The sequence below is a fragment of the Lacrimispora sanguinis genome, from assembly GCF_044987295.1.
In the GTDB taxonomy this organism is placed as follows: Bacteria; Bacillota; Clostridia; order Lachnospirales; family Lachnospiraceae; genus Lacrimispora; species Lacrimispora celerecrescens_B.
The window spans coordinates 5,185,354-5,210,373 of sequence record NZ_CP173277.1; the positions used below are offsets into that span (position 1 = coordinate 5,185,354).

The window sequence follows — 25,020 nt, forward strand, 5'->3', positions numbered from 1 at the left end:
GGATGATTAAGTGGAAAATTGGTATGTAGCTAGCATAGCAGAGACACTTGAACATTTTAACACGAACGAAAATACTGGAATATCGGATCAAGAGGTGGCAAACCGGCAAAGCAAGTATGGTAAAAATGAGTTTGCGCAGCAGGAAAAAACTAGTCTGATCAATGAAATTTTGCACCATTTAAAAGACATTTCAACCATAATCCTGCTTCTGGCTGCCTTGCTGTCTTTAGGGCTGGCATTGAAGGATGGTCATGGCTTTATAGAGCCGGTTGTAATTGTTTCTATTGTTGTCTTAAATCTTATACTTGCAATTACCCAAGAGCGAGGCGCTGAAAAAGCCTTAGAGGCATTGTCCAGCTTAAACTCTCCTAACTGTATTGTTATGCGGGATGGCATTCAAAAAGAGATGGATACAAGTGAATTGGTTCCGGGTGATATTATTAAGCTTCAGCTGGGAAGCATTGTTCCTGCTGACGCACGCCTGATTATCAGCACCAATTTACAGGTGGATGAATCGGCGCTCACAGGAGAAAGCGAGCCTTCGGAAAAAGATGCAGATATTCTGCTGCAGGGTAGTATTCCCCTGGGAGATCAGCTTAATATGGTATTCTCCAGCTGCCATGTAACATCAGGACATGGATTAGCCGTTGTTACTGCTACCGGAATGCAAACGGAGATGGGGAAGATTGCAGGATATTTAAATGATTCACAGAAAATAAAAACACCGCTGCAGCAGCGCTTGGAGCGCGTTGCAAAGTCTATAAGCATTGTGGCGATTGCCGCCGCCGCATTGCTCTTTGCCATCGGTCTTTTACAGGGAGAATCCGTTTGGTCCATGGTTATGCTTGCAGCCACTCTGGCCGTAGCAGCGGTACCGGAAACCTTAAATTTAATTGTAACCTTATCCCTTTCCCAGGGTGTAAAAAATATGGTGAATAAAAATGCGCTGATCCGCAAGCTTTCTGCAGTAGAGACACTGGGAAATACCTCGGTCATCTGCTCAGATAAGACCGGAACACTGACTCAGAACCGAATGACCATAGAAAAGCTATGGATTCCTGGAAATGAGCCGTTTGAAGCGGGAGATGAATTTGTTAAGGATCAGACAGAGCTACTGACACTGTTTGCTCTGGCAAGCAACGCTTCTGTTCAGGAAGAAGAGGATGGCACCTTAACTATCATGGGAAATCCGACCGAGAAAGCCATCATGCGCCTTCTGCATGAAAAGGGCTTATCCAAAGAACGTATATCGAAGCAATACCGTATGGTAGGAGAAATCCCTTTTTCTTCCGAACGTAAGATGATGACCATTGTTTTGGAGGCTTCCTCAGGAGGATATGTAATCCTTACCAAAGGTGCTCTTGATCGATTGCCTCTCAAAGCTTTTGATGAGAAAACTAAAAAAGAGGTTGACTCCGTTCATAAGATTTTTGCCGAGGAAGCACTTCGTGTCCTGGCCCTTGGAATCCGGCATGTGAATGAGGCTCCTTCCATGGAAACACCGGAAGAAATTGAACGGGATCTGGAATTATGCGGGCTTATTGGTTTAATTGATCCGGCTCGTCCGGAAGCAGCCCAGGCAGTGGAAAGGGCAAAGATGGCCGGAATCCGCACCATCATGATTACCGGGGATCATGCGGCAACAGCTAGTGCGATCGCAAGAAACATTGGAATTCTTGGTGAAAATGAAAAGGTTCTCACTGGTCAGCAGCTAAATGATATGCCAGATGAAGACCTTTGCAGGAATATCCATCATTACTCTGTTTATGCCCGGGTTTCCCCTGAGGATAAGATCCGCATTGTAGAAGCATGGCAGGAAAACGGGGAAGTTGTTTCCATGACGGGTGACGGTGTCAATGACACACCGGCATTGAAGGCAGCAGATGTGGGAATCTCCATGGGTCAAAGCGGGACTGAGGTAGCAAAAAGTGCTTCTGACATGGTATTAACAGATGATAATTTTGCTACGATTATCGATGCGGTATCAGAAGGAAGAAATGTTTTCTCGAATATCAGAAAAACTGTTTACTTTCTGCTGGTTTGCAATATTTCGGAAATTGTCATTATGCTGGTTGCCCAGTTAAAAGGCTGGGGGATCCCTGTAACACCAATCATGCTGTTGTTAGTCAACGTGCTGGGTGACGGTATTCCGGGAATTTGCTTATCCAGAGATACTTCGGATCCTCGCCTTATGGATCGGGAGCCTATCCGCAGAGACGAAGGATTTTTAGCCGGAGGCCTTCTTAAAGTAATTATACAGCAAACCATTGCATGTTCGGTTGTGGTTCTGATTGGATATTACATTGGTACGTTCCGGGCACTTCCGGGAATGGAGGGACCCTCTCAAGCAATCGGGCAAACCGTTGCCTTCCTGGTTTTAGGTTGGACCTCTATCCTTCATTTATTTACAGTCCGCAGCAGAAAGTCCGTCTTCAAGCGGGCAGTTATGGATAATCCGCCGGTATTATACAGTACCATGGGTATGATCGCAGTATTCAGCCTTCTTGTGGCATTCCCGCCCATTGGAAAAATTTTTGGTTTAACTGCCATAGGTTCATATCACTGGCTCCTTGCAGCTGGTCTTTCCCTAATACCGACGGTAGTAGCTGAGATTGGAAAATTAATCGATAACCAGACAAGCATTCGCGAGATCAATGAATATCGGAATCGTTTGATCCGACACCGGATAAGAAAAGACGATAGCTTTTAAAAAAAACCTAAAAATAGCAGGCAGCGAGAAAACCACTGAGCAATCAGAGGTCCAGTAGCTGTTTGCTATTTTGATTTTATTCAGATGTAAAAATCAATTGCCCAAATAAGCATTTAGAAGTATAATAATTGAAGTGCTTTTTTATTCCTACTAAATTGATAGAAAATTAAAGAAAGAGGTAGAATTAAGTGTTGAACCAGTTTTCAAGAACCCAGTTGTTATTGGGTGAAGATGCCATGGAAAATTTAATGAGTGCAAAGGTTGCTGTATTTGGAATCGGCGGCGTGGGCGGATATGTGGTAGAAGCCCTGGTAAGAAGCGGAGTCCGTTCCTTTGTACTGGTTGATGATGATAAGGTTTGCCTTACGAATATAAACAGGCAGATCATAGCCACCAGAAAAACGGTAGGCAAATATAAAGTTGAAGTAATGAAGGATAGAATATTGGAAATCAATCCGGATGCCGAAGTGGAAATGCACCAGTGCTTCTACTTACCGGAGAATGCGGATGATTTTGATTTTAAAAATTATGATTATGTAGTGGATGCAGTTGATACCGTAACCGCAAAGCTTGAACTGATCATGCGGTCCAAAGAGGCAGGCGTACCGGTCATCAGCTGTATGGGTGCAGGCAATAAACTGGATCCTACAAAATTTCAGGTGGCGGATATTTATAAAACCACCATGTGCCCCCTTGCAAAGGTTATGCGAAGAGAGCTTAAGAAGCGGGGCGTAAAGAAGCTTAAGGTTGTTTATTCCACAGAAAAGCCAACAAGGCCTTTAGAGGATATGTCCATCAGCTGCAGGACAAACTGCATCTGCCCGCCGGGAGCCAAACATAAGTGCACGGAGCGGAGAGATATTCCCGGAAGTGTGGCCTTTGTTCCTTCTGTGGCAGGGCTTATAATAGCCGGAGAAGTGATCAAGGATCTGTCACTGAATGGAAAGATGGGGAGGTAATCACATGTTTGACGGCAATATGGCTCATGAACACGATCTGTCTTTAGAACAAATGAAGAAAATGAGCCCGGAGGAATATGTGCTTGTAGACGTCAGGGACCAGACGGCATACAACCATGGATTTATACCGGGAGCTATTAATATAGAAAAAGAAGCATTGTTAAACGGAGAGCCTTCCATTCCAAGGGATAAGAAGATCATATTATATTGCTTAAAAGGAATCATCAGTGAAGAGGCTGCAGAGCATCTGACAGAACAGGGATACGAAGCATATAATCTTCGCGGCGGCTATGGAGAATGGCTGCTTCGCGCCATGGAAAAAGAGGATACGGGAAAAGAACGCCTGGAAGAAATAGAAAAGAGCATCCGGAAGAAATTTCATAAGGAACTGTTCAGTAGATTTGCCAAGGCCGTCAATGAGTATGAGCTGGTAAAAGAAAACGACAGAGTTGCCGTTTGTATTTCAGGCGGTAAGGATTCCATGCTCATGGCAAAGCTGTTCCAGGAATTAAGGCGGCATAATAAGTTTCCTTTTGAACTGATCTTTCTTGTTATGGACCCAGGCTATAATGAAACCAACCGGCAGGTAATCGAAAGCAATGCAAAGCTTTTGGATATTCCCATCACCGTATTTGAAACCCAGATTTTTGATGCGGTTTATGACGTGCAGAAATCCCCGTGCTATCTGTGTGCCAGAATGAGACGGGGCTATTTATACAGCAAGGCAAAGGAACTGGGCTGTAATAAGATTGCCCTGGGACATCATTATGATGATGTGATTGAAACAATTCTGATGGGAATGATGTACGGAGCACAGATACAGACCATGATGCCCAAGCTGCACAGCACGAATTTTGAAGGAATGGAACTCATCCGCCCGATGTATCTCATACGGGAGGATGACATTAAGGGCTGGAGAGATTACAATGATCTGCACTTCATTCAATGTGCATGCCGGTTTACCGATACCTGCACGACCTGCAGGACTGACGGCAGCACAGGATCCAAAAGAATGGAGATAAAGAACTTAATCAAGCAGTTAAAGGAAGTTAACCCGTATATTGAAAGTAATATTTTTAAGAGCGTGGAAAATGTGAATTTAAATACCATCATTGCTTATAAGGAAAATGGAAATGTACATCACTTCCTTGACGGTTATGATTTGGACATATAATAATGAATCCGGAGGCTATGTCTTATGAAGATTTCAACAAAAGGCCGCTATGCGGTCAGACTTATGATAGACCTGGCTGAGCACAATCATGGAGAATTTATTCCTCTCATGGATATTGCAAAGAGACAGGAAATATCGGAAAAATACTTAGAATCCATTGTTTCTGTTCTGAGTAAAAGCAATCTGCTCATTTCCTTAAGGGGAAAGGGCGGCGGTTATAAGCTTGCAAAAAACCCGGAGGATTACACTGTGGGCAGTATATTAAGGCTCACAGAAGGATCTCTTGCTCCGGTTTCCTGTCTGGAAGGAGAGGTGAATGACTGCACAAGGGCTTGTCATTGCCGGACACTTCCCATGTGGGAGGGATTCAATAAACTGATTAATGATTACTTTGACGGAATAACCATCGCTGATCTGGTTTCAGGCAGCGATTATTCAGACGATTACATTATATAATTCAAATGCAAAAGAGTGCTAAAAGAATTCCCAATTATTTCCACTGGAAAAATGGTAACAAGAGTGTTATTATATGTTTGTAACATAAATGACATACAAACGTAACACAAATGTAACAATTTCAAAGGAGGCAATTGAATTGAGAAAACTAACGGCACTTGGAATGATTACACTTACTTTAACAAGTATGATACCATTGACAGCTAATGCGGCGGTAACAAGACCTTACAGCCAGTGCAACAATGGGAGAAATGTAGTAGCAGTGAGCAAGAACTGTAATTTAGATGATTTAAAATCCAGATTGCAGCAATTAGGAGTTGATGGAAGTAACTGCGATTGGTCTAAGCTCATCAATAACAGCAATAACGGCAAGAATTGTAACAATGGTAATACTGGTAATACTGGCAATAACGGTAATACTGGCAATACCGGAAATACTGGAAATAATGGAAATACCGGAAATACCGGAAATAATGGTAATACCGGTAACAACGATAATACTGGTAATAATGGAAATACCAGTACTACTCCAGATGACTCAACTACAACTAATAAGTCCTATACCCAGCAGGTAGTAGACCTTGTAAATGCTGAAAGAGCAAAAGAAGGACTGGCTCCTCTTACCATTGATCCTAATGTAGAGAAGGCTGCAACCGTCAGAGCTAATGAAATTCAGTCAAATTTTGACCATACACGTCCAAATGGCAGCTCATTCTCAACCGCTTTAAAGGAGCAGGGTGTGAATTACCGTGGCGCAGGTGAGAATATCGCATGGGGACAGAAAACTCCTCAGGATGTTGTAAATGCCTGGATGAACAGTGCGGGTCACCGTGCAAACATCATGAATAAGAGCTATACACATATCGGTGTAGGTAATACTCAGAATAACTCCGGAACACAGTACTGGGTACAGTTATTTACATACTAAAATATTAATGCCTTGTAAATCAAGGTAATATAAGAAATGGGCGGCTTTCATTTGACAACTCTTTATTAAGATGTTGGCAAATGGAGGCCGCCTTTTCGAATATATCCATTGGAATACCACATATGAGTCTGTACATCTATTATGCCGGCACCATTTTCTATCAACACTGTAGTTTGTATCAATTCCGTAATAACCTCTGAAAATATTACGAAATTATTACAAGATTATTACACTGATTTTGTTATTTCTGACATTAGTACTAATGTTTCCGTCTTTTATTTACATCTTTACAAAATCATGGTACGGTAAAATCAAAGGGGAGTAGTTACCAATGGTCTACTGATTATGAAATATTATACGGTAATTTATCTTCCGGTCAGTATCGAATAATAAAAGGTTTTAGAATCGAACTACAACAGGGGACTCCTAAAGAATATTTTATTTGTGCTGAGTTTTCAATTTAAGTAGAAGAAACCGCTGATTTAACAAGAACAGGGCTATTCGCCCTGTTCTTGTTCGTCTAACTGCTTTTGAATTTTTGCCTGATTTTTCTTGTTTAAATAATTAAGGCAAGACATTACAACAAAAGTTGAAATGGTCGCGCTTATAAAAGTAATTGCCAGCACGGCGATAAAATACACGATTCCTTCTTCTTTATATTTTTCTGCGTACTGGACATAGTTCAAAACACCGTTAATTACCGTTACTACAAGTCCGGCTACTATACTGTTCACAAAAGGAATGGCTTTAGCCCGTTTACCTTCGCCGTATATGTCAAGTCCCAAGGTCATGTACCGTATTGTCATATATAGTGACATACCAAAAAAACAGATAACCTCAACGGCATATTGCTTAAACGGAGCGTTTAGCAGAAATTGTTGTACAAGTATTGAACCGAGAAGTACAATCATTAAAATACCGTATGCTTCACTATTTATTTTACGACGTTGTGCTACAACTCTTTCGTCTTGCATATCTTGTTTTTTCATTTCGTTTCCTCCCAAAATAAATCATTTAATGTTTTGCCAAGCGCCTTACAAATCGATATACAAAGGTTTAGTGTGGGGTTATATTCCCCTGATTCTATGAGCCCGATCGTTTGTCGGGTAACTCCTACGGCTTTTGCCAAATCATCTTGTTTCATATCAGCTTCCATTCGGGCGATTTTCATTCTCTTGTTTTTCATGGAATGCCCCCTTTCGTAGTCATATGATACATCATATATTACATTATGTCAAGTATATATTGCATTTCAGACTACACAGGATGGAGCTCTGGCGGGGGATAAGCCCGTCAGATTACCCCTATCGAGGTGTCGTACTCTCTTGCGGAGAGAAACGCATGAGAGTATGATACAACCAAAACAGAGGAACAACACTGCATAAGGAAATCGGGACGTCTGCGAACAGACGCCCCGCCCCTATCCTACGATTTAATCGAAGAAGCGTTATCGTATTATAAATACACGATTGTAAAGGGTGCTATATGAGCCCTTTAAGATATACCAAGGCCAGCACTGGTATAGCCTGAGATGGTGGCTGCTACGTCGAGACCAGCAGTGACCTCTGCGGAGAATAATAAAAGCAATCTAGTTCCTGCGGTAACAGGAATGTTCAGTCCGGTGGTGATACCGCTGCTGATACTACCGACAGATATTGCTCCTGTGAGGGAAGGCGACAGTGTGACCACTGCGCCCGGCACAGCAACGAAGGTGTTGTTAGGTGTAGTGGACTGGAACAACTGAGCAGTTACTGTTACAGTTGAGCCAATCAGGCTGAGAGCAGCACTAATGCTCAAATAACCTGCCAAAGAGGTAATAATCCCATTCCTGGGCATGGAAAATGCCATGTTTGTCAGCCCCAGCAAATTGACTGTTCCGCTGGCAGCGGAAATGCCTGAAAAGTTGATTCCGAATCCAACTGCGCTTGAAGTGTTAAGCAATCCACCGAGTACTGTGGTCAAAGTAACAGGTGTACCGGAGGCAAACGGAATAATTGCTCCATTGCCCGCTAAGCCGGTAGGTCCAGTAGGCCCGGTGGGTCCGGCTATGCCAATAGGCCCAATAGGCCCAGTAGGCCCAGTGGGTCCGGTAGGTCCAATAGGTCCAGTGGGTCCGGTTACGCCAATAGGTCCAGTAGGTCCAATAGGTCCAGTAGGCCCAGTGGGTCCGGTTACGCCAATAGGTCCAGTAGGTCCGGTAGGTCCAATAGGTCCAGTAGGCCCAGTGGGTCCGGTTACGCCAATAGGTCCAGTAGGTCCCGTGGGCCCTGCTAAGCCAATAGGCCCAGTAGGTGCCTCTGTTATAATTGGACTAAGTAAGTGAAAGCCGCTATATCAAAGGGTTTTCGCTAATCTTAGTCCAATTTTTTTACCCTATTTACCCATTACCCAAAATCTTTTTACCTAAGAAAGGAGAGCGCCGATGGCGAAAATCATTGCAATTATCAACGAGAAAGGCGGAGTGGGCAAAACAGCCACGGCTACCACCCTTGCCTATCTCCTGTCCAAGAGAGGACACCGTACCGCCTTGCTTGACTTTGACGGTCAGGGGCATTCCAGCATTATCTTTGGCGTGAAGAACCCCAATAAACTGGAGGTCACAATTAACACCCTGTTGCGCAAGCTGGTTGAGGACGAGCCTTTACCCGCACCTGAAAGCTACATCATCAAAACCGAGTGCGGTGTTGACCTAATCCCATCCAATACCCAGCTTTTCACCCTTGAACGCAATCTCTGCAATGTAGATTTCAGAGAGAGGATTCTGACCCAATATATTGACACCATCAAGGACAGTTATGAGTACATTATCATCGACTGTATGCCGCAAATGGGTACGCCGATGATTAACGTGATGATGTGTGCCGACAGCATTATCATCCCGACACAGGCGGAGCTTTTGTCGGCCCAAGGTCTTGCAGAGTTGCTCAAGCACCATCAGGCAATTCAGCGTAATAGTAACCACCGCCTGCGTATCGAGGGCATCTTGATTACCATGGATTCCCCCAACACGATACTTTCAGCACAGGTGAACGAACTGATTCAACGTGGTTTTGCTGACAAGGTTCCCATTTTCAAGACCCGCATTCCCAGGTCTATCAAGGTTGCGGAGGCCGTGCTTCACCATCAGACTATTTGCGAGTTTCTGCCAGGAAACCCTGCGGCAATCGCCTATGGGAAATTTGTGGACGAACTGCTTTTGGGTGGACACAGCAAAATTGCGGAAAGGAGCGTTTAACCTATGGCTATACCAAAGCCCAAAGCAGCCCTAATTGACTTTGATGAAATGCTGGGTATAGAGCCCCAGCAAGATGCCGCCCCTGCTCCTGTGCAGGGCGGTATCTTGGAAATGGATTTCAGTTTGATGGAGTCCTTTCCAAATCACAGGTTCAAACTCTATGAGGGACAGCAGCTTGACGATATGGTAGACAGTATCCGCCAGTTTGGTATTCTGCTCCCCATTATCCTGTGGTACACTGAGGACGGACGGTACATTATTCTCAGCGGACATAACCGTAAAAACGCCGCCCAGCTTGCCGGGTTTACAAAAGGTCCCGTTATCATCAGAGAAAATCTGACCTATGAGGATGCCGTCCTGATCGTGACGGAAACCAATCTGCGCCAGCGTTCTTTCTCCGATATGAGCCATTCGGAACGTGCCTACTGTCTTGCACAGCATTATGAAGCCATGAAATGCCAAGGCAAAAGAAACGATCTTTTAGCAGAGATTGAAATGCTCTTAAACCCGCAGGACACCAGCGAAAATGAAACCTTGGCTGAACCTCAGACGAGGTTTAGAACAGACGCAAAACTTGGTCAGGATTACGGGCTTTCAAGGGACAAGGTGGCAAAATACATCCGTATTTCAAATCTTATCGAACCTCTCATTTTCCGTGTTGATAGTGAAGAGATTGCCTTTCTTGCCGCCTATGACCTCTCTTTTGTAGAGGACGAAACACAACAGCAGAGAATAGCCGACCTCATGGAGTCCGACAGCTACAAGGTAGATACGAAAAAGGCGGAGTTGTTCCACAGCTACTATAAGGCTGGCAAGCTAACTGATACCGCCATTGTGCAAATTCTTTCAGGGGAGAAAACCCGCAAACCCAAAAGCAACAAGCCACAGCCGGTCAAAATCAAGCCTGCGGTCATCTCCAAATATTTTACCGCACAGCAGACCCAAAAGGAAATTGAGGAAGTCATTGATAAGGCTTTGGCCCTGTACTTTGAAAACCAAGAATCGGAGGTGACAGTTTGAACAAGGCGACCATTCTTGCCGACCTATATAAAAAGTCGGTGCAGGAATACACGAAAAACCCTGTGGAGTGGAAAGGTCTGCTGTCCTGTGTGGCGAGGTATTACAAGCGTTCCTTTGATAGTGCGGTACTCGTTTACGCACAGCGGCCTGATGCAACCCAGCTTGCCACCTTTGACGAATGGCATGACAAGCGAATTGACCGTAATATCAATGCAGGGGCAAAAGGTATAGCTGTCATCGACATGACAAACCCCACAGCAAGTTTGAAGTATCTGTTTGATTTCATGGACACCAACGGCAGTGAGCAGAGTTTCAAAAAGGTTATGAGCTACCTGTGGGAGTTGGAGGATCAGTATAAACCCAGCGTGTTGGCGAGATTTCACGAAAAGTACAATACCCCAACCTCCAGTATCGAAATGTGCCTGTATAAGCTGGTACAGCAAAGGGTTCGTCAGGTTTTAGCTCAGTACATGGACAATTTCAAGGTGCGTGACGAGAGTAGTGTACTCTACGATGCTCCCATTGAAGCGGTAAAAGCGGAGTTTATGGAGCTTGTCACCGACAGCGTAGCTTATACGGTGTTCTGCAAATGTGGGCTTTCCACCGAGATGTTTGATGAACACACCTTTGAGAACATCAGCCACTTTAACAGCATGGAGCTGTTTATGACTATGGGAAGCTGTACGGTTTCCCTTGCAAGACCCATCCTGAGAGAAATCCATCAGGAAATCCAACAAATTAAAATCGAAAGGAGCCAAATTTATGAGAACCGAACCGTTAATGAACCTCAATTACCGGAAGGGCGAGGACGGTCTGCTCTACCCCGAACTGCAAATCTCGGAGAACGTGAAAACCGACCAGATGCCGGTGGGCAGATTCGGGAACCTGTGGAAGAACTTCATGCTGGAGAACCACCCGCACCGCCTGTCGGAGCTGGTAGCACAGGGCAAAATCAACGAGATTATTTTGAAAGTGGACGAGGAAACCGAGAGCCGCAAGGAACGGCTGATACAGGAGCTTCTCACCGCACAGCCGATGCCGGACACCGAGGACACGATGGAGAGAGCCGCCCACATGGGCATGATAACCGACACAGCGGAGGAAATCGTGATCAGCGAAGTGGTACTGCAAATCCGATAACACATAGCACAGAGCCGCCCTCAGATGGTAAACAGCCGTCTGTGGGCGGCTTTTTTTCTGTCCCGCCTACATCGAAACCACCTGAACCTGTTTCCGTGCAGGAAGCCCCTGAACAGGTTTCTGCACTGGACGAAGAAGAAATCTCCGACCTCATTGATATGGTGCTGTGTGCTGATGACATTACCCCTGATACAAGGGAATGGACAGCGGAAATCCATAAATTCTTTGAGGGCGGACACAAGCAGACTACGAAAGCCAAAATCCTGAAAGCCTTTTATGGCAAACTGGATACCGAATATATTACAGAAACCGGGGAGCATCTATATCTCACCGCAAGTGATGATGGGCTGACTTTTGAAATCGGGGATCAGCAATTCACCGAGGACTATGGCAGGCTCACAGACCGGATTGACCGATTGATTCTGACCGGGGCATATCCGTTCAGCTCCGCAGATACTGTGATTGATGATTATGCCATCCCCGATGAACAGGAGGAAATGCAGGGTTTTACAGACGAGGACGAAAATAGTCCTGATGAACCGCTTGCGTCTGTCGGGTTGTCGGAAACGGACAGACAAAAAATCATTGACGAATACCTTCAGCATGGCAGCGGCACACAGGGCGGCAGGCAACGGATTTTTCAAGTGATGCTGTCCATGCCTGCCAAGAAGGATCGTGTGTCATTTATTAGGAAGGAATACAATTCCTACGGCTGTTACAGCAAATCCCCCAATGGCGACCAATGGCATTTAGAATCTACCCCCAAGGGGCTGGCGATTGATTATCGGCTTGGTTCGCTGGAACTACATGAAGTCCTTTCATGGAATCAGGTGGAAAGTGGTATCTCTGACCTGATCCGTCAAGACCGCTACCTTGCGGAAAAAGATAAAGCGGAGATGGAAGCCGAGGGCAGAGCCGTATATATCCCTGCCCCCGAACCGGCGCAGGAACCTCCCGACAGGCAGCTTACCTTGTTCGACATGGCTCCCGTTTCACAGGACAGCTACGAGGACGGTACAGACGATAACAATGACAGCGTGATTGATGGGAATTCCGGCGAACCACAGCCCCTGCCGTTTGTGGAGGGCGAACGCATTTATTATAACGACCGTGTATATGAAATCGTTAAATTCCTGCATGATGGGCGCACGGTTGAAATCGGGGATATTGCACAGCTTATAAACCTCAACAGTCTTAAAATTACCGAGCGTGTGCCGCTGTCTGCCATTGCGGATTGCAAGCCGCTGAAAGACCATTACACTGATGGTGAGATTGCTACCATGGTGGTAGAAAGCGTGCAGAGTGGTGATTTTTCAGAGGAAACGCAGGCTGCCATCCAAGCCGCCGCCCTTGTCAACCAGTCCAATGATGAGTACAACCGTACCATTATGGATGATTTCCATGCCCGTGCTTGGGGCGAGGGTTTCAATTACCGCTATTCCCCCGACCATCATCTTTACGACGACGGCCGGAAAACCAAATTCAAAAACAACATTGCAGCCATTCGGCTTCTAAAGGAGTTGCAAGCACAAGGGCGCCCAGCAACAGCGGAGGAACAGATCACCCTTGCCCGATTTGTCGGCTGGGGTGGGCTTGCAAATGCCCTTACACCGGATAAAAGCGGATGGGAAACAGAATACGCGGAAATTAAAGAACTGCTGACAGACGAGGAATTGCAGGCGGCACAGAAAAGCACCCTGACTTCCTATTATACGGAGCAGAGCATCGTCAGCCATATCTATAAAGGGCTGGAGCGAATGGGGTTCCGGGGCGGCAACATCTTAGACCCCGCTCTTGGTACGGGCAACTTCTTTTCCGTATTGCCGGAGAGCATGGAGTCCTCCAAGCTTTACGGCTGCGAAATCGACCCCATCCCCGGACAGATCGCAAAACATCTTTATCCCAATGCGGATATTCAGGTGATGGGCTTTGAAAAGACGGCTTTCCCCGACCATTTTTTCGATATGATGGTAGGTAACGTGCCGTTTAACTCCATCAAGGTGGATGACCCCCGCTACAATAAACACAACTTCCACATTCACGACTATTTTATAGCAAAATCACTGGATAAGATCCGTCCGGGCGGCATGATGGCGCTGATTACCTCCAAATTTACCATGGATAAAGTAAATTCCAGTATGCGCCGTTATATCGCAGGGAAAGCCGAATTGATTGGAGCTGTCCGCCTGCCGAACAATTCGTTCAAACAGGTTGCCGGAACTGAAGCCACCACAGATATTCTTTTTCTGAAAAAGCGGGAACGGGAAATTGTGCCGGACGAGGAAAGCAGTCCTTGGCTGACCGTAGAGCAAGACGAAAACGGCATTCCCATGAACACCTATTTTATCGACCACCCGGAAATGGTGCTGGGTGAGATGGTGTTTGACGAGTCCATGTTCGGCAACGAAAAGACCACCGCCTGCCACCCGATAGCCGGAGAGGACTTGAATGAACGGCTGGAGCGTGCCATTTCCTATCTGGACGGCGAATATACCGAGGCCACCTCCGAATATGAGGGCGAAAAGGAAGTGCTGCCCGAATCCATTCCAGCCGACCCCAATGTGCGTAATTTCAGCTATGGGCTGGTAGACGGTGAGTTGTACTACCGTGAAAATTCTCGGATGTATAAGCAAAACATCACCGGCCGGAAAGCCGAGCGTATTCAAGGCATGGTGGAGGTCACGGCAGCCATCCGCAGTCTGATTGACTTCCAAAACAGCGAATATGCAGACCTCCATGAACTGCCCACCATGGAATATGAAAAGCAGCTTCAGGAGCATATCGCCCATCTCAACCATGTTTATGATGGCTTTGTCAAAAAGCAGGGGTATCTCAATTCCTATGCCAATGTGATTGCATTTTCAAGGGATTCCAATGCCCCTCTGCTCCGTTCCATTGAGGTGGAGAAGAAGGACAAAAAGGATGTATGGGAAAAGACCGCTATCTTCTACAAAGCGACCATCAAGCCCAAGGTCATGCCCAAAACGGTGTTTTCGGCGGAGGAAGCCCTGATGGTTTCCCTCAATGTGAAGGGCAAGGTTGACCTTGCCTATATGTCCTGGCTCTATCAGTATCCCGATCACCGCAAGGCTACACCGGAGGAAATCATTGATGAGCTGGGGGATAAGATTTACCAAGACCCCAATGATTACACCGGCAACCCGCACACTGGCTGGAAAACCGCTGACGAGTATCTAAGCGGCTATGTCAAGGATAAGCTGGTGACGGCAATTTTGAAAGCAGATGAAGAACCGGAACGGTTCAGCCGAAATGCAGAGGCATTGAAGCTGGTGCAGCCGGTTCCCCTGACTCCGCAGGACATCAGCTTCACCCTTGGCTCTACATGGATTCCCCCGGAGATTTACCAGCAATTCATGTATGATACCTTTCAGACCGCACCCAGCCTTCAAGACGGCCGCTTTAGCATTTCCCTTGAATTTTCCAAATACAGCGGCGCCTATTATATTTCTAATAAAAGCGCTGAAAGCAATTCCGTAACAGTCAACCAGTCTTACGGCACGGAACGGCTCAATGCTTACGAAATACTGGAAACCACCCTCAACCTCCGACCTGTGGAGGTCAAAGACCCGGTTGATTATATTGACCCGAATACCGGGGAGGAAAAAACGAAGTACGTTCTTAATAAAAAGGAAACCATTCTGGCCCGTGAAAAACAGGCAGAAATCAAGATGGCCTTTGAAAGCTGGCTGTTTGCCGATCCAGAGCGTGGAGCAAGCCTGACAAAGCTCTACAATGACCGTTTCAATAACATCCGTCCCCGTGAATACAGCGGTGATGCCCTGCTCATGCCGGATATGGCAGAGGGCATCAAGCTCCGTAAGCACCAAAGTGATGTCATTGCCCATGGGCTTTACAGTGACGGCAATCTGCTGATGGCACACGAAGTTGGCGCTGGGAAAACCTACGCCGCTGTCGGCCTTGGCTACGAAATGAAACGGCTGGGAGCAGTCCACAAGCCCCTGTATGCCGTACCAAATCATCTTGTTGGCGAATGGGCAGCGCACTATATGAAGATGTATCCCAACGCCAATATTTTGGTGGCCGAAAAAAAGGATTTTGAGCGAAAGAACCGCCGCCGATTTGTCAGCAGGATTGCCACCGGTGAGCATGACGCCATCATCATGGGGCATAGCAGCTTTGAACTGATTGGCTTATCCAGAGAGCGCCAGCTTGCGGCTATGGAGTCGGAAATGGCGGCTATTACAGAAGCAATCGCAGAGGTAAAAGCCCGTGACGGCAAGGACTGGACACTCAAACAGATGCAGATTTTCAAGTCCAACCTCCAGTTTCGCTATGACAGGCTGTTTAATGCAGAGAAAAAAGACGGTGTTATCAACTTTGAGGAATTGGGTGTAGACGCCCTGATTGTGGATGAAGCCCATGCCTATAAAAACAACTTCTCCTATACGAAAATGCGGAATGTGGCCGGAGTTACCGGGGTCAGCAGCCAGCGCGCCATGGATATGCACCAAAAATGCCAGTACATCAATGACCTGAACAACGGCAAAGGTGTGGTTTACCTGACCGGCACTCCGATCTCCAACACGATGGCGGAGTTGTATGTCCTGCAAAAGACCTTGCAGCCATGGGAGCTGGAAAAGCGTGGCTTACTGATGTTTGACGCATGGGCAAGTACCTTTGGCGTGGTGGAGTCCTCATTGGAAATCAAGCCGGAGGGCAACGGCTACCAGATGAAAAACCGTTTTGCTCGGTTTCACAACTTGCCTGAGCTGATGGCTATGTTCCACATGATTGCAGACATCAAAACCGCTGATATGCTGGACTTGCCTACTCCAAAACTGAAAACCGGCGGTCCACAGGTTATCAAAACGGAATGTACCCCGGAGCAGAAACGCCTTGTAATGGAGTTGGGAGAACGGGCGGAGAAAATACGCAACGGTCAAGTGGACAGCTCCGAGGATAATTTCCTGAAGCTCACGCTGGAGGCCCGCCTGCTGTCCACTGATCCGAGAGCCATTGACCCGGATTTACCGGATGACCCCAATACGAAACTCAACGTCTGCGCACGGAAAGCGGCTGAAATCTACCATGAAACCGCTGAGAACCGATTGACCCAGCTTATTTTCTGCGATCAAGGCACACCCAAGGGTGACGGCAGCTTTAATTTTTACGAGGCTACCAAGGCGGTGCTGATAGCACAGGGGGTAAAGCCGGAGGAAATCGCCTTTATTCACGATGCCAAGACGGACGTACAGCGGGAGCAGCTTTTTGAAAAGGTACGAACCGGTGAAATACGCATCTTGATGGGCAGCACCGGGAAGATGGGAACCGGCATGAATGTTCAAAATAAGCTGGTGGCGCTCCATCATCTCGATGTGCCGTGGCGCCCCTCCGACCTCATTCAGCGCAACGGCCGCATTCTCCGTCAGGGCAACGACAACGAGGAAATTTCCATCTTCAACTACATCACAGAGAATACCTTTGATGCGTACCTGTGGCAGATTTTGGAACAGAAACAGCGGTATATCAGCCAGATTATGACAGGTCGTTCTACCCTTAGAACCTGTGAGGATGTGGACAGCACTATGCTCCAGTATGCTGAATTTAAGGCCCTTGCAACCTCCGACCCAAGAATTAAGGAGAAGATGGAAACTGATAACGAGATCAGCCGCCTGACGGTGCTGAAATCCGCATGGCAGAGCCAGCGCAACGACCTTCAGTACAAAATCGGAAAGCACTATCCAAGCAAGATTGCCGCAACCGAGCGTAAAATAACAGGAATGGAAGCTGACCTTGCCGACTATACAGGAAACAAGCCGTCCGAGTTTCAAATGACCATAGACGGCAGGCTCCATGATGAGCGAACCAAGGCTGCGGAACACTTCATGGTTCGTTCCCGCAAGCTGGGTCGAAACACCGGAGATACCCTTGATGTGGGCAGCTATGCAGGCTTTCCAATCCGTTTGATACGGCGCATGGGAGATGGTGTAGAAATTCAACTATGCGGCAAATGTACCTATACCACAGATTTGGGTGAGTCGGAGCTGGGAAACATCACCCGCATCGAGAACCTTGCGGAACGCATTACATCAGAATTGGAAGTCGCCAAGAACGAGCTTGCGGATTTGAACCGCCAGCTTGAGGCGGCAAGGCTGGAAAGTGAAAAGCCCTTTACCGGGGAAGAAAAACTGGTGCAGTTACAGCGGAAAAAGGTTGAGCTTGACCTTGCCTTAGAATTTAAGGATACCCCTGATCCTGTTTTAGAGCCGGACGAGGATAATGAGGATGTTATGAATTATGAGCCAGACGAGGAAGCAGATGCGCCAATCAGAACGGCTCCCCCCTCTGCACACCTCACGCTGGAACAGCGGCTGTATCAGAAGCTGGCGGTTTTCGCAGGTCCCATCCTTGAGGGGGAAGCATATTACATGAAGCTAAAAAGCGAAGATTTTGAGGATTTGGTGCTGGAAGCCATAGGCGGTGATGAGTACAGTATCGCTCATTATTACAGACAAAACGGTGATTCCATGCGTGACCCTGAGATTACCTTTACCATTGAGAAACAGACATGTTCCATTCACCCTACATCGTTCTTGCAGGACGATATAGGGCTTTTTTATGAAACTGACAGCGTACCGCCATCAAGGGTGCGTGATTTGAAGGATTTCATGTCACAGTGGTTTACCAACATCAAGCATCAGGGCTTTGAGCCTGAAAAAGTGTCCGTTTACGCATCGGAAAACGATGAAAACGAATTTGAAAGATAGGAGGATATATGAATCAGAAATACTTAGCAGCTTACACGCAGGGGATGGACGAGGACATACAGCTTTGCATCAAGGCAGACGCAGAAAACATTGCTGCCTTTATCGCAAAATACCCCTTTGCATCTAAAATAACTATGGAAACCTTGGAAGGTCATTTTCTTTTGAACACACGGATGGGTTTCATTGATAGGTGCTATGACCAAAGCTATTTGGCTACCCAACTTATCCCGGTTCTTGCACCTATGCAGATGGGAGAACGTGATATACCGGAAATCATCAGCCTGTCCGATTACTCAGAACTGTCCTCGGAGGATACTTCTCTGCTCCCTGACTGGAATGCTTGGCGTGACTACGGTATTTCGGACGAGGATTTCCCGGCGTTCCGAGAAAGCCTGCTTGAAATGGAGAATGACCCTGTTGATGTAGATTCAGAAGAAATGGATAGATAGGAGGGATTTTTTTGAAACACGATATTTCGCCCGAACTGGCCGAGCTTTTCAAGAAAAAAGCATCAGTCTTAGGGTATTCTGTTCGTGAAGAAGCTGCGGAGCATGACCCGCAGCTTCTTTTGTCTGCTTTTCGGAATCAGGAGGAAATCTGCAAATTTGAAAAGACCGGCGCCATGCGTTTCAGGCGGGACAGCCCTTTTGTGACGGAACGTAAGGAACTGCACAATCTGCTGTTAGACCTAAAAGAGCGTTATGACTTATACCTGAACGCAAAACCGCTTGACTGTGAAGGGGTCCGTGACTTTCGGCTGATTTCAGAGTTTGGAAATCATCTTCTTGCCGCCAAGCAGTCCAAGGATAATGAAATCCGCTTTGTCACATGGCAGTACGACTATGACCGCACCGGAGTGACCCTCGGACATTATTATGAAACCAATTATGAGGGCGCTTTGAAGGATTTTGCCGTGCGCTCTGGCCTGATTGACGAAAACCAGCTTTTCTCAGAGGATGAGATGGCGGTTCTGTATCAGTCCTGTGTGTTTCGTGGACGGCATGACGATGACCTGACCTTTGAAAGCGAAAAGGAATTGCAGGCCGTCATAGAAAAACTGGAAAGCAATCTACCCCAGCAGAGTATGGCGCAAGAAGCCGCGCCGGAACAGGAGGTTGAACATGGAATATAGCCAAATCAACACCATTACCAAATTCGGTCCGGACGATTATTCCCTGTGGACGCTCACCATGCCCCGCGACCAGTTAGGGCAAATCCGGCAAGGTACACCTGTTGTGGAGGGCGATATGCGCCGGGTTTTTGAGGAAATCCGTTCCGTCGATGAACAGCCGGAATCCATCTGCAACTTTGTCCTCCCCCAAAGCAAGGGTTTACGCCTGTTTCGGGTTGATATGGGTGAAGATTTTGCAGATAGAAACCGATACAACGGCTGCTCAGTCCGTGGCTCCAGAGAACAAATCATGGCGGAACTGCGGGACACGCTCAAAGGGCAGGGCTACCACCTGTATGGAAACGCCCATTTTTTGAATGTGGATGTGCTGGAAACCCTCCAAAAAATTGTGGAGCATAACACCGACTATTATCAAACGGACTTCAACTACGATATGGAAAAACTGCGGGCGGCCGCCAATGACCGTAATGCCCAGCGGCATTTCTTCTGGATGAGCAGGGGCGGCGGAACATGGTGCTTTGCAGAACCGGATGTCTACATCCGCAGAACCAATGCGCATAACACATGGAATTACTACGGCGCCGGGAATAGGAGCGAACACGTTAAAACCTTTTGGATTGAACTGAAAGGTATGCGGGATGAAAAGGTTATGGGCGATATTGTGGAGATAGATTATCAGAAGCACTTGGACTATCTCTGCACCCATTCCTTTGAACCGGCTACCGTAGAAGTAGTGTTCAAGAATCCCAACGATTTGCGCACCTTTTCATATCAGGAGTATGACGAGAATTATCAATCTATCGCCCAGCGTTACGGTACAGTGGAACGAATTGCATTTCAGGTGGAAAACTCCGTTCAGTTTGCCCGTGCGGTCATAGAAGCACACGGACTGTTTTGGGATGCCACCGAGCCGATGGGGATTGATGATTATGTGAAACGACTGGATCGTGACCGGCTCCATGATTATGGCTATACCGCCGATGATCTGGTTCTAACCGGCCCTTTGGATGCGGAAAAGGCGGTAAAAAACGGTCTTTCCTGCTATGCTCTTTCCCCGGATTGCTCCAAGGAGCTGCTTGCCGACCGGAAAAATTATCAAGAACACCATTACAGGGGCGCTTTGTTCGGCATGACAGCCGAGGAACGGGACACCTTGCAATATTTCAAGCAGGACTGCACCCCGCTGTTTTCCCATGAGGAAATGCGGGAAATCTGCTCTCTTGCGGTACAGGCAGGGATGGAGAACAATTCCGAAAAGGCTCCCCTGCTGGATCGCATCATCCATAAAGCAGAGTGCGCCATGTCAAAGGCAGAAATCGAATCTGCTTTGGAGCAAGAACATGAATTTGAAATGGAGGATAGAGAATGAAAAAGAAGATGAATCCCAAAACCAAACGGGCGGTGGTGGTGCTTTCCATCATCGCCCTCCTTATTTTTATTATCGGGCTGGTAAGCTGCTCCATTCAACTTTCACAGAAAGACCCGTCACTGCCTGCTGTGACGGACAGCGGCAATCCGGCTCCCACCCCCGGCGACAAAATCGTAATCCCGGAAATTGACCAAGGAAGCCCCGGCAATCTGCCTGATGACACAATTCAACAGGGCATTGAGGATAGCAAGCTGGATGATACCGAGAACGGCGGCAGGGATACGGAACAAGGCAAGGATAGGCCTTACCCTGCAAAGCCTGCGGAAAAACCGTCAGCGCCGCTCAAGCCTGCCGACCCCACTGTACCGCCTGTAACCCCGACACCCAAACCTACCGTACCGCCTGTTACCCCCGCACCTAAGCCAAGCGAGCCTGTGGAGCCGACAAAGCCCACCGAGCCGCCGAAACAGGAAGAAAAGCCAAGTACGCCTGACAAACCGGGCGGCGGCGGTTCAGGCGGCGGCAGTACCAGTTATCCCGCCGCTGTGGTAGAAATCCTTATCCCTGAGTACAGTCACGCGGATATGGAGTTTGAGGTAAAGACCACACTGCGCAACGTGAAGTCGCTGGATTGGAATGTTGCCGAGGACGGGAAAGATATCCCACAGGGGGATTTTCTGAAAGGCACGCTTGATAAGAATGGCGGAAAAATCACCATTACCCAGCCGGGACAGTATGTTTTGACTGCCGCAGCTCAAAACTATGGCAACCGTGCCTATACCTTTACCAAGAAAATCACCATTCACCCTACCTTTGACATTAAAATAGAGGCAGACAAAACCGCCCATACGGATCAATCCTTTGTGGTAAAAACTACGCTTTCCGACAATGTGAAGCAGCAATTAAACTGGCACATCTACAAGGATGGCAGCGAGGTGAAATGGCAGGAAGCTGTAACAGGCTCCCTTGCCAATGATGGCGGCTCTATCCAAATCAAGGATAAGGGCAGCTATATCCTGAAGGCTGCCGCCTACGATGAAACCAGCCGGGAATTTTTCGGCAAAGCTGATGTAGAGGTTTATCCTATTATCGAAATTGGCATACAGGCTCCTGTCGCCGCCCACACCGATACCCCTGTTACCGTTGCTGTGAATACCAAGGAGTTGGGCGATCTTACGCTTGCATGGACTGCAACCAAGGATGGGGAGGAAATCTCCCTGGCTGACTGTATGGAGGGCAAGCTGGACAATACTGGCGGCACGGTGCGTTTCCTCGGCAAAGGAGATTACAGCCTGACCGCCACAGCTACCGATAAGGCTGGCAGAGCGTTCAGCAGAAAAGCAGATATTAAAATCTACCCTGTAGCAGCCTTTGTGTTTGAACTTCCCGCCACTACCCACACCGATAAACCCATTGAAATAAAGGTAGTGTCCTCTGAATTGCAGGACATGACCGCTGACTGGACGGTACTTTACAATGGAGAAATCACACCCCTCACATCGGTGCTGGAGGGCAGCCTGACTAATGAGGGCGGCACGGTCCGCTTTAAGCAGAAAGGCACCTATACGCTGAAAGCTATTCTGCTTGATGCCCTCGGACGGGAATACAGCCATGAGGCCAGCATTGTTATTTATCCTGTTGCGGAAACAGGCTTTTATATCCCCCCTCAGGGCCACACCGACACAGCCGTGGAGGTCAAGACCAGCTTTCAGGAAACAGCGGGATTGACTGCCGAATGGAGCTTGACGAAGGATGGCAAGCCAATCACACCGGAGAACGGCTTTGACGGAACGCTCACCAATGAGGGCGGCAAAATCCGCTTTTCCGAGATTGGTGAATATGTTTTGCAGGCGGCTGTTACCGACAGCACCGGCCGCAGCTTTACCTACACCGCCCCTGTAAAAGTATATCCTGTCATCACGGTTGCAATGGAACTCACCAAGGAAACCCACACGGATAAGGTGGCAACGGCTTCTGTCAAGCTGTCAAACGCCGGTTCCCTGCCTGTGGCTTGGAGCATGGCGAAAGGCAATGTGCCGATACAGCCGGAGCATGAACTGACCGACAAGGGCGGTTCTATCCGCTTTTTAGAAAAGGGCAGTTACACAGTGACCGCAGCCGTAACCGATGAGGCCGGGAGGACTTTTGAGGACAGCAAGACTGTCAAGGTTTATCCTATCCCCGGCATGGCGTTCAATCTGCCTGCCGCCGTTCACACCGATGATATGGTGACGGTTGATACTGCCCTTACCGATATGGAGGGGCTGACGGCGGTATGGTATGTTGACAATACTTATGGCTTTCAGGATTGGGCGGTTTACATCGACGGCCAACTCAGCAATCAGGGCGGCTCCATTCACTTCAAACGTGCGGGAGTATATGATTTGCAGGCACGGGTGACAGACGCCACAGGACGGGTATTCCATTTTAACAGCGGAAGATGCGAAGTCTTGCCGGTGCTTTCCCTCTCCTTTGAACTTCCTGCCACCGGGCACACCGATACGCAGATTGAGGTCAGAACGAGGGGAAACAACAATGTGCTGCCGGTGGAATGGTCACTGATGAAAAACGGTAAGGTCATTCCTTTGGAGCAGGCTGTCAGCGGCTCTCTCAATGCACAGGGCGGTAAAATCCGCTTTACAGAGAATGGTGAATACCGTCTGACCGCAACCATGATGGATGCGCTGGGCAGGATGTTTACTGCCAGCAGACAGATCAGTATTTTCCCCCTTTACAACTGCGATTTCTCTATGCCAGCGGCGATTCACACAGGGCAAAACTTTGTTGTCAACATGAGCAGCTCCATCAATCTGAACGGCAAGAGTATTGTATGGACGGCAACGAAGGATGGCGAGGCCGTGGCAGTTTCCGACTTTTTTAAGGGGACGCTGGGCAATGGCGGCGGCACGGCTCATGTGGATACAGCAGGAAGCTATCAGCTCACCGCATCCATCACGGATGAACTGGACAGAGTGTTTGTCTGCACCCAAACTATCACGATTACCAATACCGCACCCAGCAAACCGACCCTAACGGCCGATGTGACAAGGACATATGCTGACGGCAAATTTTTGGTGAACCTCACTGCCGCCAGCACCGACCCGGACGGGGATACGGTCATTTATGAGTTTGAGGGCAAGAACGCAGACAATTATTATCCCATCGGAAATCACACCGTCAGGGTAAGGGCGAAAGACAGCTATGGCGGTGTTTCCGATTGGACAACGGCAACCTTTACTGTCGCCAATGCCGCACCCGGCAAGCCCGCTTTTTCGGCCAGTGTGACGAGGACAGCCAAGAGCGGCAGCTTTCTTGTGAATTTCTCCGTAAGCAGCACCGACCCGGACGGAGATACTGTTATTTACGAGTATCAGAACATGACCGCTGACCGTTATTATCCTGTTGGTACGCATACTGTCAAGGTAAGAGCGAAAGACAATTATGGCGGTGTTTCCGATTGGGCGGCAGCTACCTTTACCGTTGCCAACTCTGCGCCGACAACGCCGGTGATTACCAGAACGCCAAATGGAAACAGCGTGGCGCCCGGAACAGCAGTTACCATCAAAGCAGCTTCTACCGATCCCGATGGTGATGCAATTACTTATGTTTGGGAAGGGCGAAATGCGGAAACGCAGACCTATCCTCTCGGAAAAAATACTGTTCGTGTCAAAGCGGTAGACAGTACCGGCGCTGAGTCTTCATGGGCGGCAATCATCTTTTTTGTCGCTGATCCCAACCGTGGCGGAGGCATGACCTTGACCGGCCCGGAATCCACGATTATTGAGGATGGCGTAGATGGTGCAACCATCACATCATGGACATTTACGGTTCCGGCTGTCAGTGGGCACAGTGCAAGCTATGATTATGGTCAGGTAAGAGGCTACAACCGGCTGACCGGAAGATGGGAGCAGTTGCCAACCGTGTCCTTCGATTCTTCAATCGGATCATCCTTTGCTGCTACGGATGGAAACCCCGCACGGGTTTACAGTTATAATGGTGTCCATATGTATGGAACATTGCAGGCTGGTATTTACACAAAACTTGAATTTTACTATTATACGCCGCACACCTGTATGTATAACAAGAGCAACATCACATACAGCGTGGAGTTTTTCTTTGAATAAGTGAAAAACATTTGTTACGGGGCA

General features: G+C 47.7%; 16 protein-coding genes. 13 read left to right on the forward strand and 3 right to left on the reverse strand.

All coding sequences use genetic code 11. The annotated features are described in order from the left end of the window. Positions 1-10: 10 nt before the first annotated feature. From ACHZES_RS24255 to ACHZES_RS24275, 5 genes are all read left to right on the forward strand, one after another. The gene (locus tag ACHZES_RS24255) at positions 11-2,710 is read left to right on the forward strand and encodes a cation-translocating P-type ATPase (RefSeq protein WP_395547526.1); all 2,700 of its coding nucleotides are present in this window, start codon (positions 11-13) and stop codon (positions 2,708-2,710) included. Between the two features lie 188 nt (positions 2,711-2,898). Further along, positions 2,899-3,669: a ThiF family adenylyltransferase gene (locus ACHZES_RS24260; RefSeq protein WP_395547525.1), complete on the forward strand. Its 771-nt coding sequence runs from the start codon at positions 2,899-2,901 to the stop codon at positions 3,667-3,669. A gap of 4 nt (positions 3,670-3,673) precedes the next feature. Continuing rightward, on the forward strand, positions 3,674-4,843 hold the full coding sequence (locus ACHZES_RS24265) for a rhodanese-like domain-containing protein (protein ID WP_395547524.1): 1,170 nt from the start codon (positions 3,674-3,676) through the stop codon (positions 4,841-4,843). Positions 4,844-4,867: 24 nt separating this feature from the next. Continuing rightward, the gene (locus ACHZES_RS24270) at positions 4,868-5,299 is read left to right on the forward strand and encodes an Rrf2 family transcriptional regulator (protein WP_038284388.1); all 432 of its coding nucleotides are present in this window, start codon (positions 4,868-4,870) and stop codon (positions 5,297-5,299) included. Between the two features lie 139 nt (positions 5,300-5,438). Beyond that, positions 5,439-6,227, forward strand: a complete 789-nt coding sequence (locus ACHZES_RS24275) for a CAP domain-containing protein (protein WP_195841071.1) — start codon at positions 5,439-5,441, stop codon at positions 6,225-6,227. Positions 6,228-6,724: 497 nt separating this feature from the next. On the opposite strand, the gene ACHZES_RS24280 is transcribed toward ACHZES_RS24275, so the two are convergent. From ACHZES_RS24280 to ACHZES_RS24290, 3 genes are all read right to left on the reverse strand, one after another. Further along, positions 6,725-7,216, reverse strand: coding sequence for a DUF6773 family protein (locus ACHZES_RS24280; protein ID WP_038284386.1), 492 nt, complete (start codon positions 7,214-7,216; stop codon positions 6,725-6,727). Then, on the reverse strand, positions 7,213-7,413 hold the full coding sequence (locus ACHZES_RS24285) for a helix-turn-helix transcriptional regulator (RefSeq protein WP_038284384.1): 201 nt from the start codon (positions 7,411-7,413) through the stop codon (positions 7,213-7,215). The genes ACHZES_RS24280 and ACHZES_RS24285 overlap by 4 nt, the downstream gene beginning before the upstream one ends. Before the next feature lie 308 nt (positions 7,414-7,721). Then, positions 7,722-8,189 (reverse strand): exosporium glycoprotein BclB-related protein, encoded by a 468-nt coding sequence (locus tag ACHZES_RS24290; protein ID WP_038284455.1) that lies wholly within the window; start codon positions 8,187-8,189, stop codon positions 7,722-7,724. A 460-nt stretch (positions 8,190-8,649) separates the two neighbouring features. Here ACHZES_RS24290 and ACHZES_RS24295 point away from each other — a divergent pair, with 460 nt between their 5' ends. The 8 genes from ACHZES_RS24295 to ACHZES_RS24330 all read left to right on the forward strand — a co-directional run bounded on the left by ACHZES_RS24295 (position 8,650) and on the right by ACHZES_RS24330 (position 24,996). Further along, on the forward strand, positions 8,650-9,462 hold the full coding sequence (locus ACHZES_RS24295) for a ParA family protein (RefSeq protein WP_395547522.1): 813 nt from the start codon (positions 8,650-8,652) through the stop codon (positions 9,460-9,462). 3 nt (positions 9,463-9,465) lie between these two features. After that, positions 9,466-10,482: a ParB N-terminal domain-containing protein gene (locus ACHZES_RS24300; RefSeq protein ID WP_395547521.1), complete on the forward strand. Its 1,017-nt coding sequence runs from the start codon at positions 9,466-9,468 to the stop codon at positions 10,480-10,482. Positions 10,483-11,343: 861 nt separating this feature from the next. Further along, positions 11,344-11,622 (forward strand): TnpV protein, encoded by a 279-nt coding sequence (locus tag ACHZES_RS24305; protein ID WP_404820405.1) that lies wholly within the window; start codon positions 11,344-11,346, stop codon positions 11,620-11,622. Positions 11,623-16,505: 4,883 nt separating this feature from the next. After that, on the forward strand, positions 16,506-18,371 hold the full coding sequence (locus tag ACHZES_RS24310; RefSeq protein ID WP_404820406.1) for a DUF6908 domain-containing protein: 1,866 nt from the start codon (positions 16,506-16,508) through the stop codon (positions 18,369-18,371). An 8-nt stretch (positions 18,372-18,379) separates the two neighbouring features. Further along, positions 18,380-18,820: a hypothetical protein gene (locus ACHZES_RS24315; RefSeq protein ID WP_395547519.1), complete on the forward strand. Its 441-nt coding sequence runs from the start codon at positions 18,380-18,382 to the stop codon at positions 18,818-18,820. Positions 18,821-18,831: 11 nt separating this feature from the next. Beyond that, a complete protein-coding gene (locus ACHZES_RS24320; protein WP_395547518.1) occupies positions 18,832-19,503 on the forward strand; it encodes a hypothetical protein in 672 nt (223 codons plus the stop codon). Beyond that, positions 19,493-20,872: a hypothetical protein gene (locus ACHZES_RS24325; RefSeq protein ID WP_395547517.1), complete on the forward strand. Its 1,380-nt coding sequence runs from the start codon at positions 19,493-19,495 to the stop codon at positions 20,870-20,872. Before ACHZES_RS24320 ends, ACHZES_RS24325 begins: the two co-directional genes overlap by 11 nt. Further along, the gene (locus ACHZES_RS24330; RefSeq protein ID WP_395547515.1) at positions 20,869-24,996 is read left to right on the forward strand and encodes an S-layer homology domain-containing protein; all 4,128 of its coding nucleotides are present in this window, start codon (positions 20,869-20,871) and stop codon (positions 24,994-24,996) included. The genes ACHZES_RS24325 and ACHZES_RS24330 overlap by 4 nt, the downstream gene beginning before the upstream one ends. The last annotated feature ends 24 nt before the right edge of the window (positions 24,997-25,020 follow it).

Bases quoted from the DNA above. Each gene is read 5' to 3' on its own strand.
- ACHZES_RS24280 (WP_038284386.1), bottom strand. From the start codon at position 7,216: ATGAAAAAACAAGATATGCAAGACGAAAGAGTTGTAGCACAACGTCGT.
- ACHZES_RS24270 (WP_038284388.1), top strand. From the start codon at position 4,868: ATGAAGATTTCAACAAAAGGCCGCTATGCGGTCAGACTTATGATAGAC.
- ACHZES_RS24295 (WP_395547522.1), top strand. From the start codon at position 8,650: ATGGCGAAAATCATTGCAATTATCAACGAGAAAGGCGGAGTGGGCAAA.
- ACHZES_RS24300 (WP_395547521.1), top strand. From the start codon at position 9,466: ATGGCTATACCAAAGCCCAAAGCAGCCCTAATTGACTTTGATGAAATG.
- ACHZES_RS24325 (WP_395547517.1), top strand. From the start codon at position 19,493: ATGGAATATAGCCAAATCAACACCATTACCAAATTCGGTCCGGACGAT.
- ACHZES_RS24285 (WP_038284384.1), bottom strand. From the start codon at position 7,413: ATGAAAAACAAGAGAATGAAAATCGCCCGAATGGAAGCTGATATGAAA.
- ACHZES_RS24310 (WP_404820406.1), top strand. From the start codon at position 16,506: ATGGAGTTGGGAGAACGGGCGGAGAAAATACGCAACGGTCAAGTGGAC.
- ACHZES_RS24305 (WP_404820405.1), top strand. From the start codon at position 11,344: ATGCCGGTGGGCAGATTCGGGAACCTGTGGAAGAACTTCATGCTGGAG.
- ACHZES_RS24330 (WP_395547515.1), top strand. From the start codon at position 20,869: ATGAAAAAGAAGATGAATCCCAAAACCAAACGGGCGGTGGTGGTGCTT.
- ACHZES_RS24265 (WP_395547524.1), top strand. From the start codon at position 3,674: ATGTTTGACGGCAATATGGCTCATGAACACGATCTGTCTTTAGAACAA.
- ACHZES_RS24315 (WP_395547519.1), top strand. From the start codon at position 18,380: ATGAATCAGAAATACTTAGCAGCTTACACGCAGGGGATGGACGAGGAC.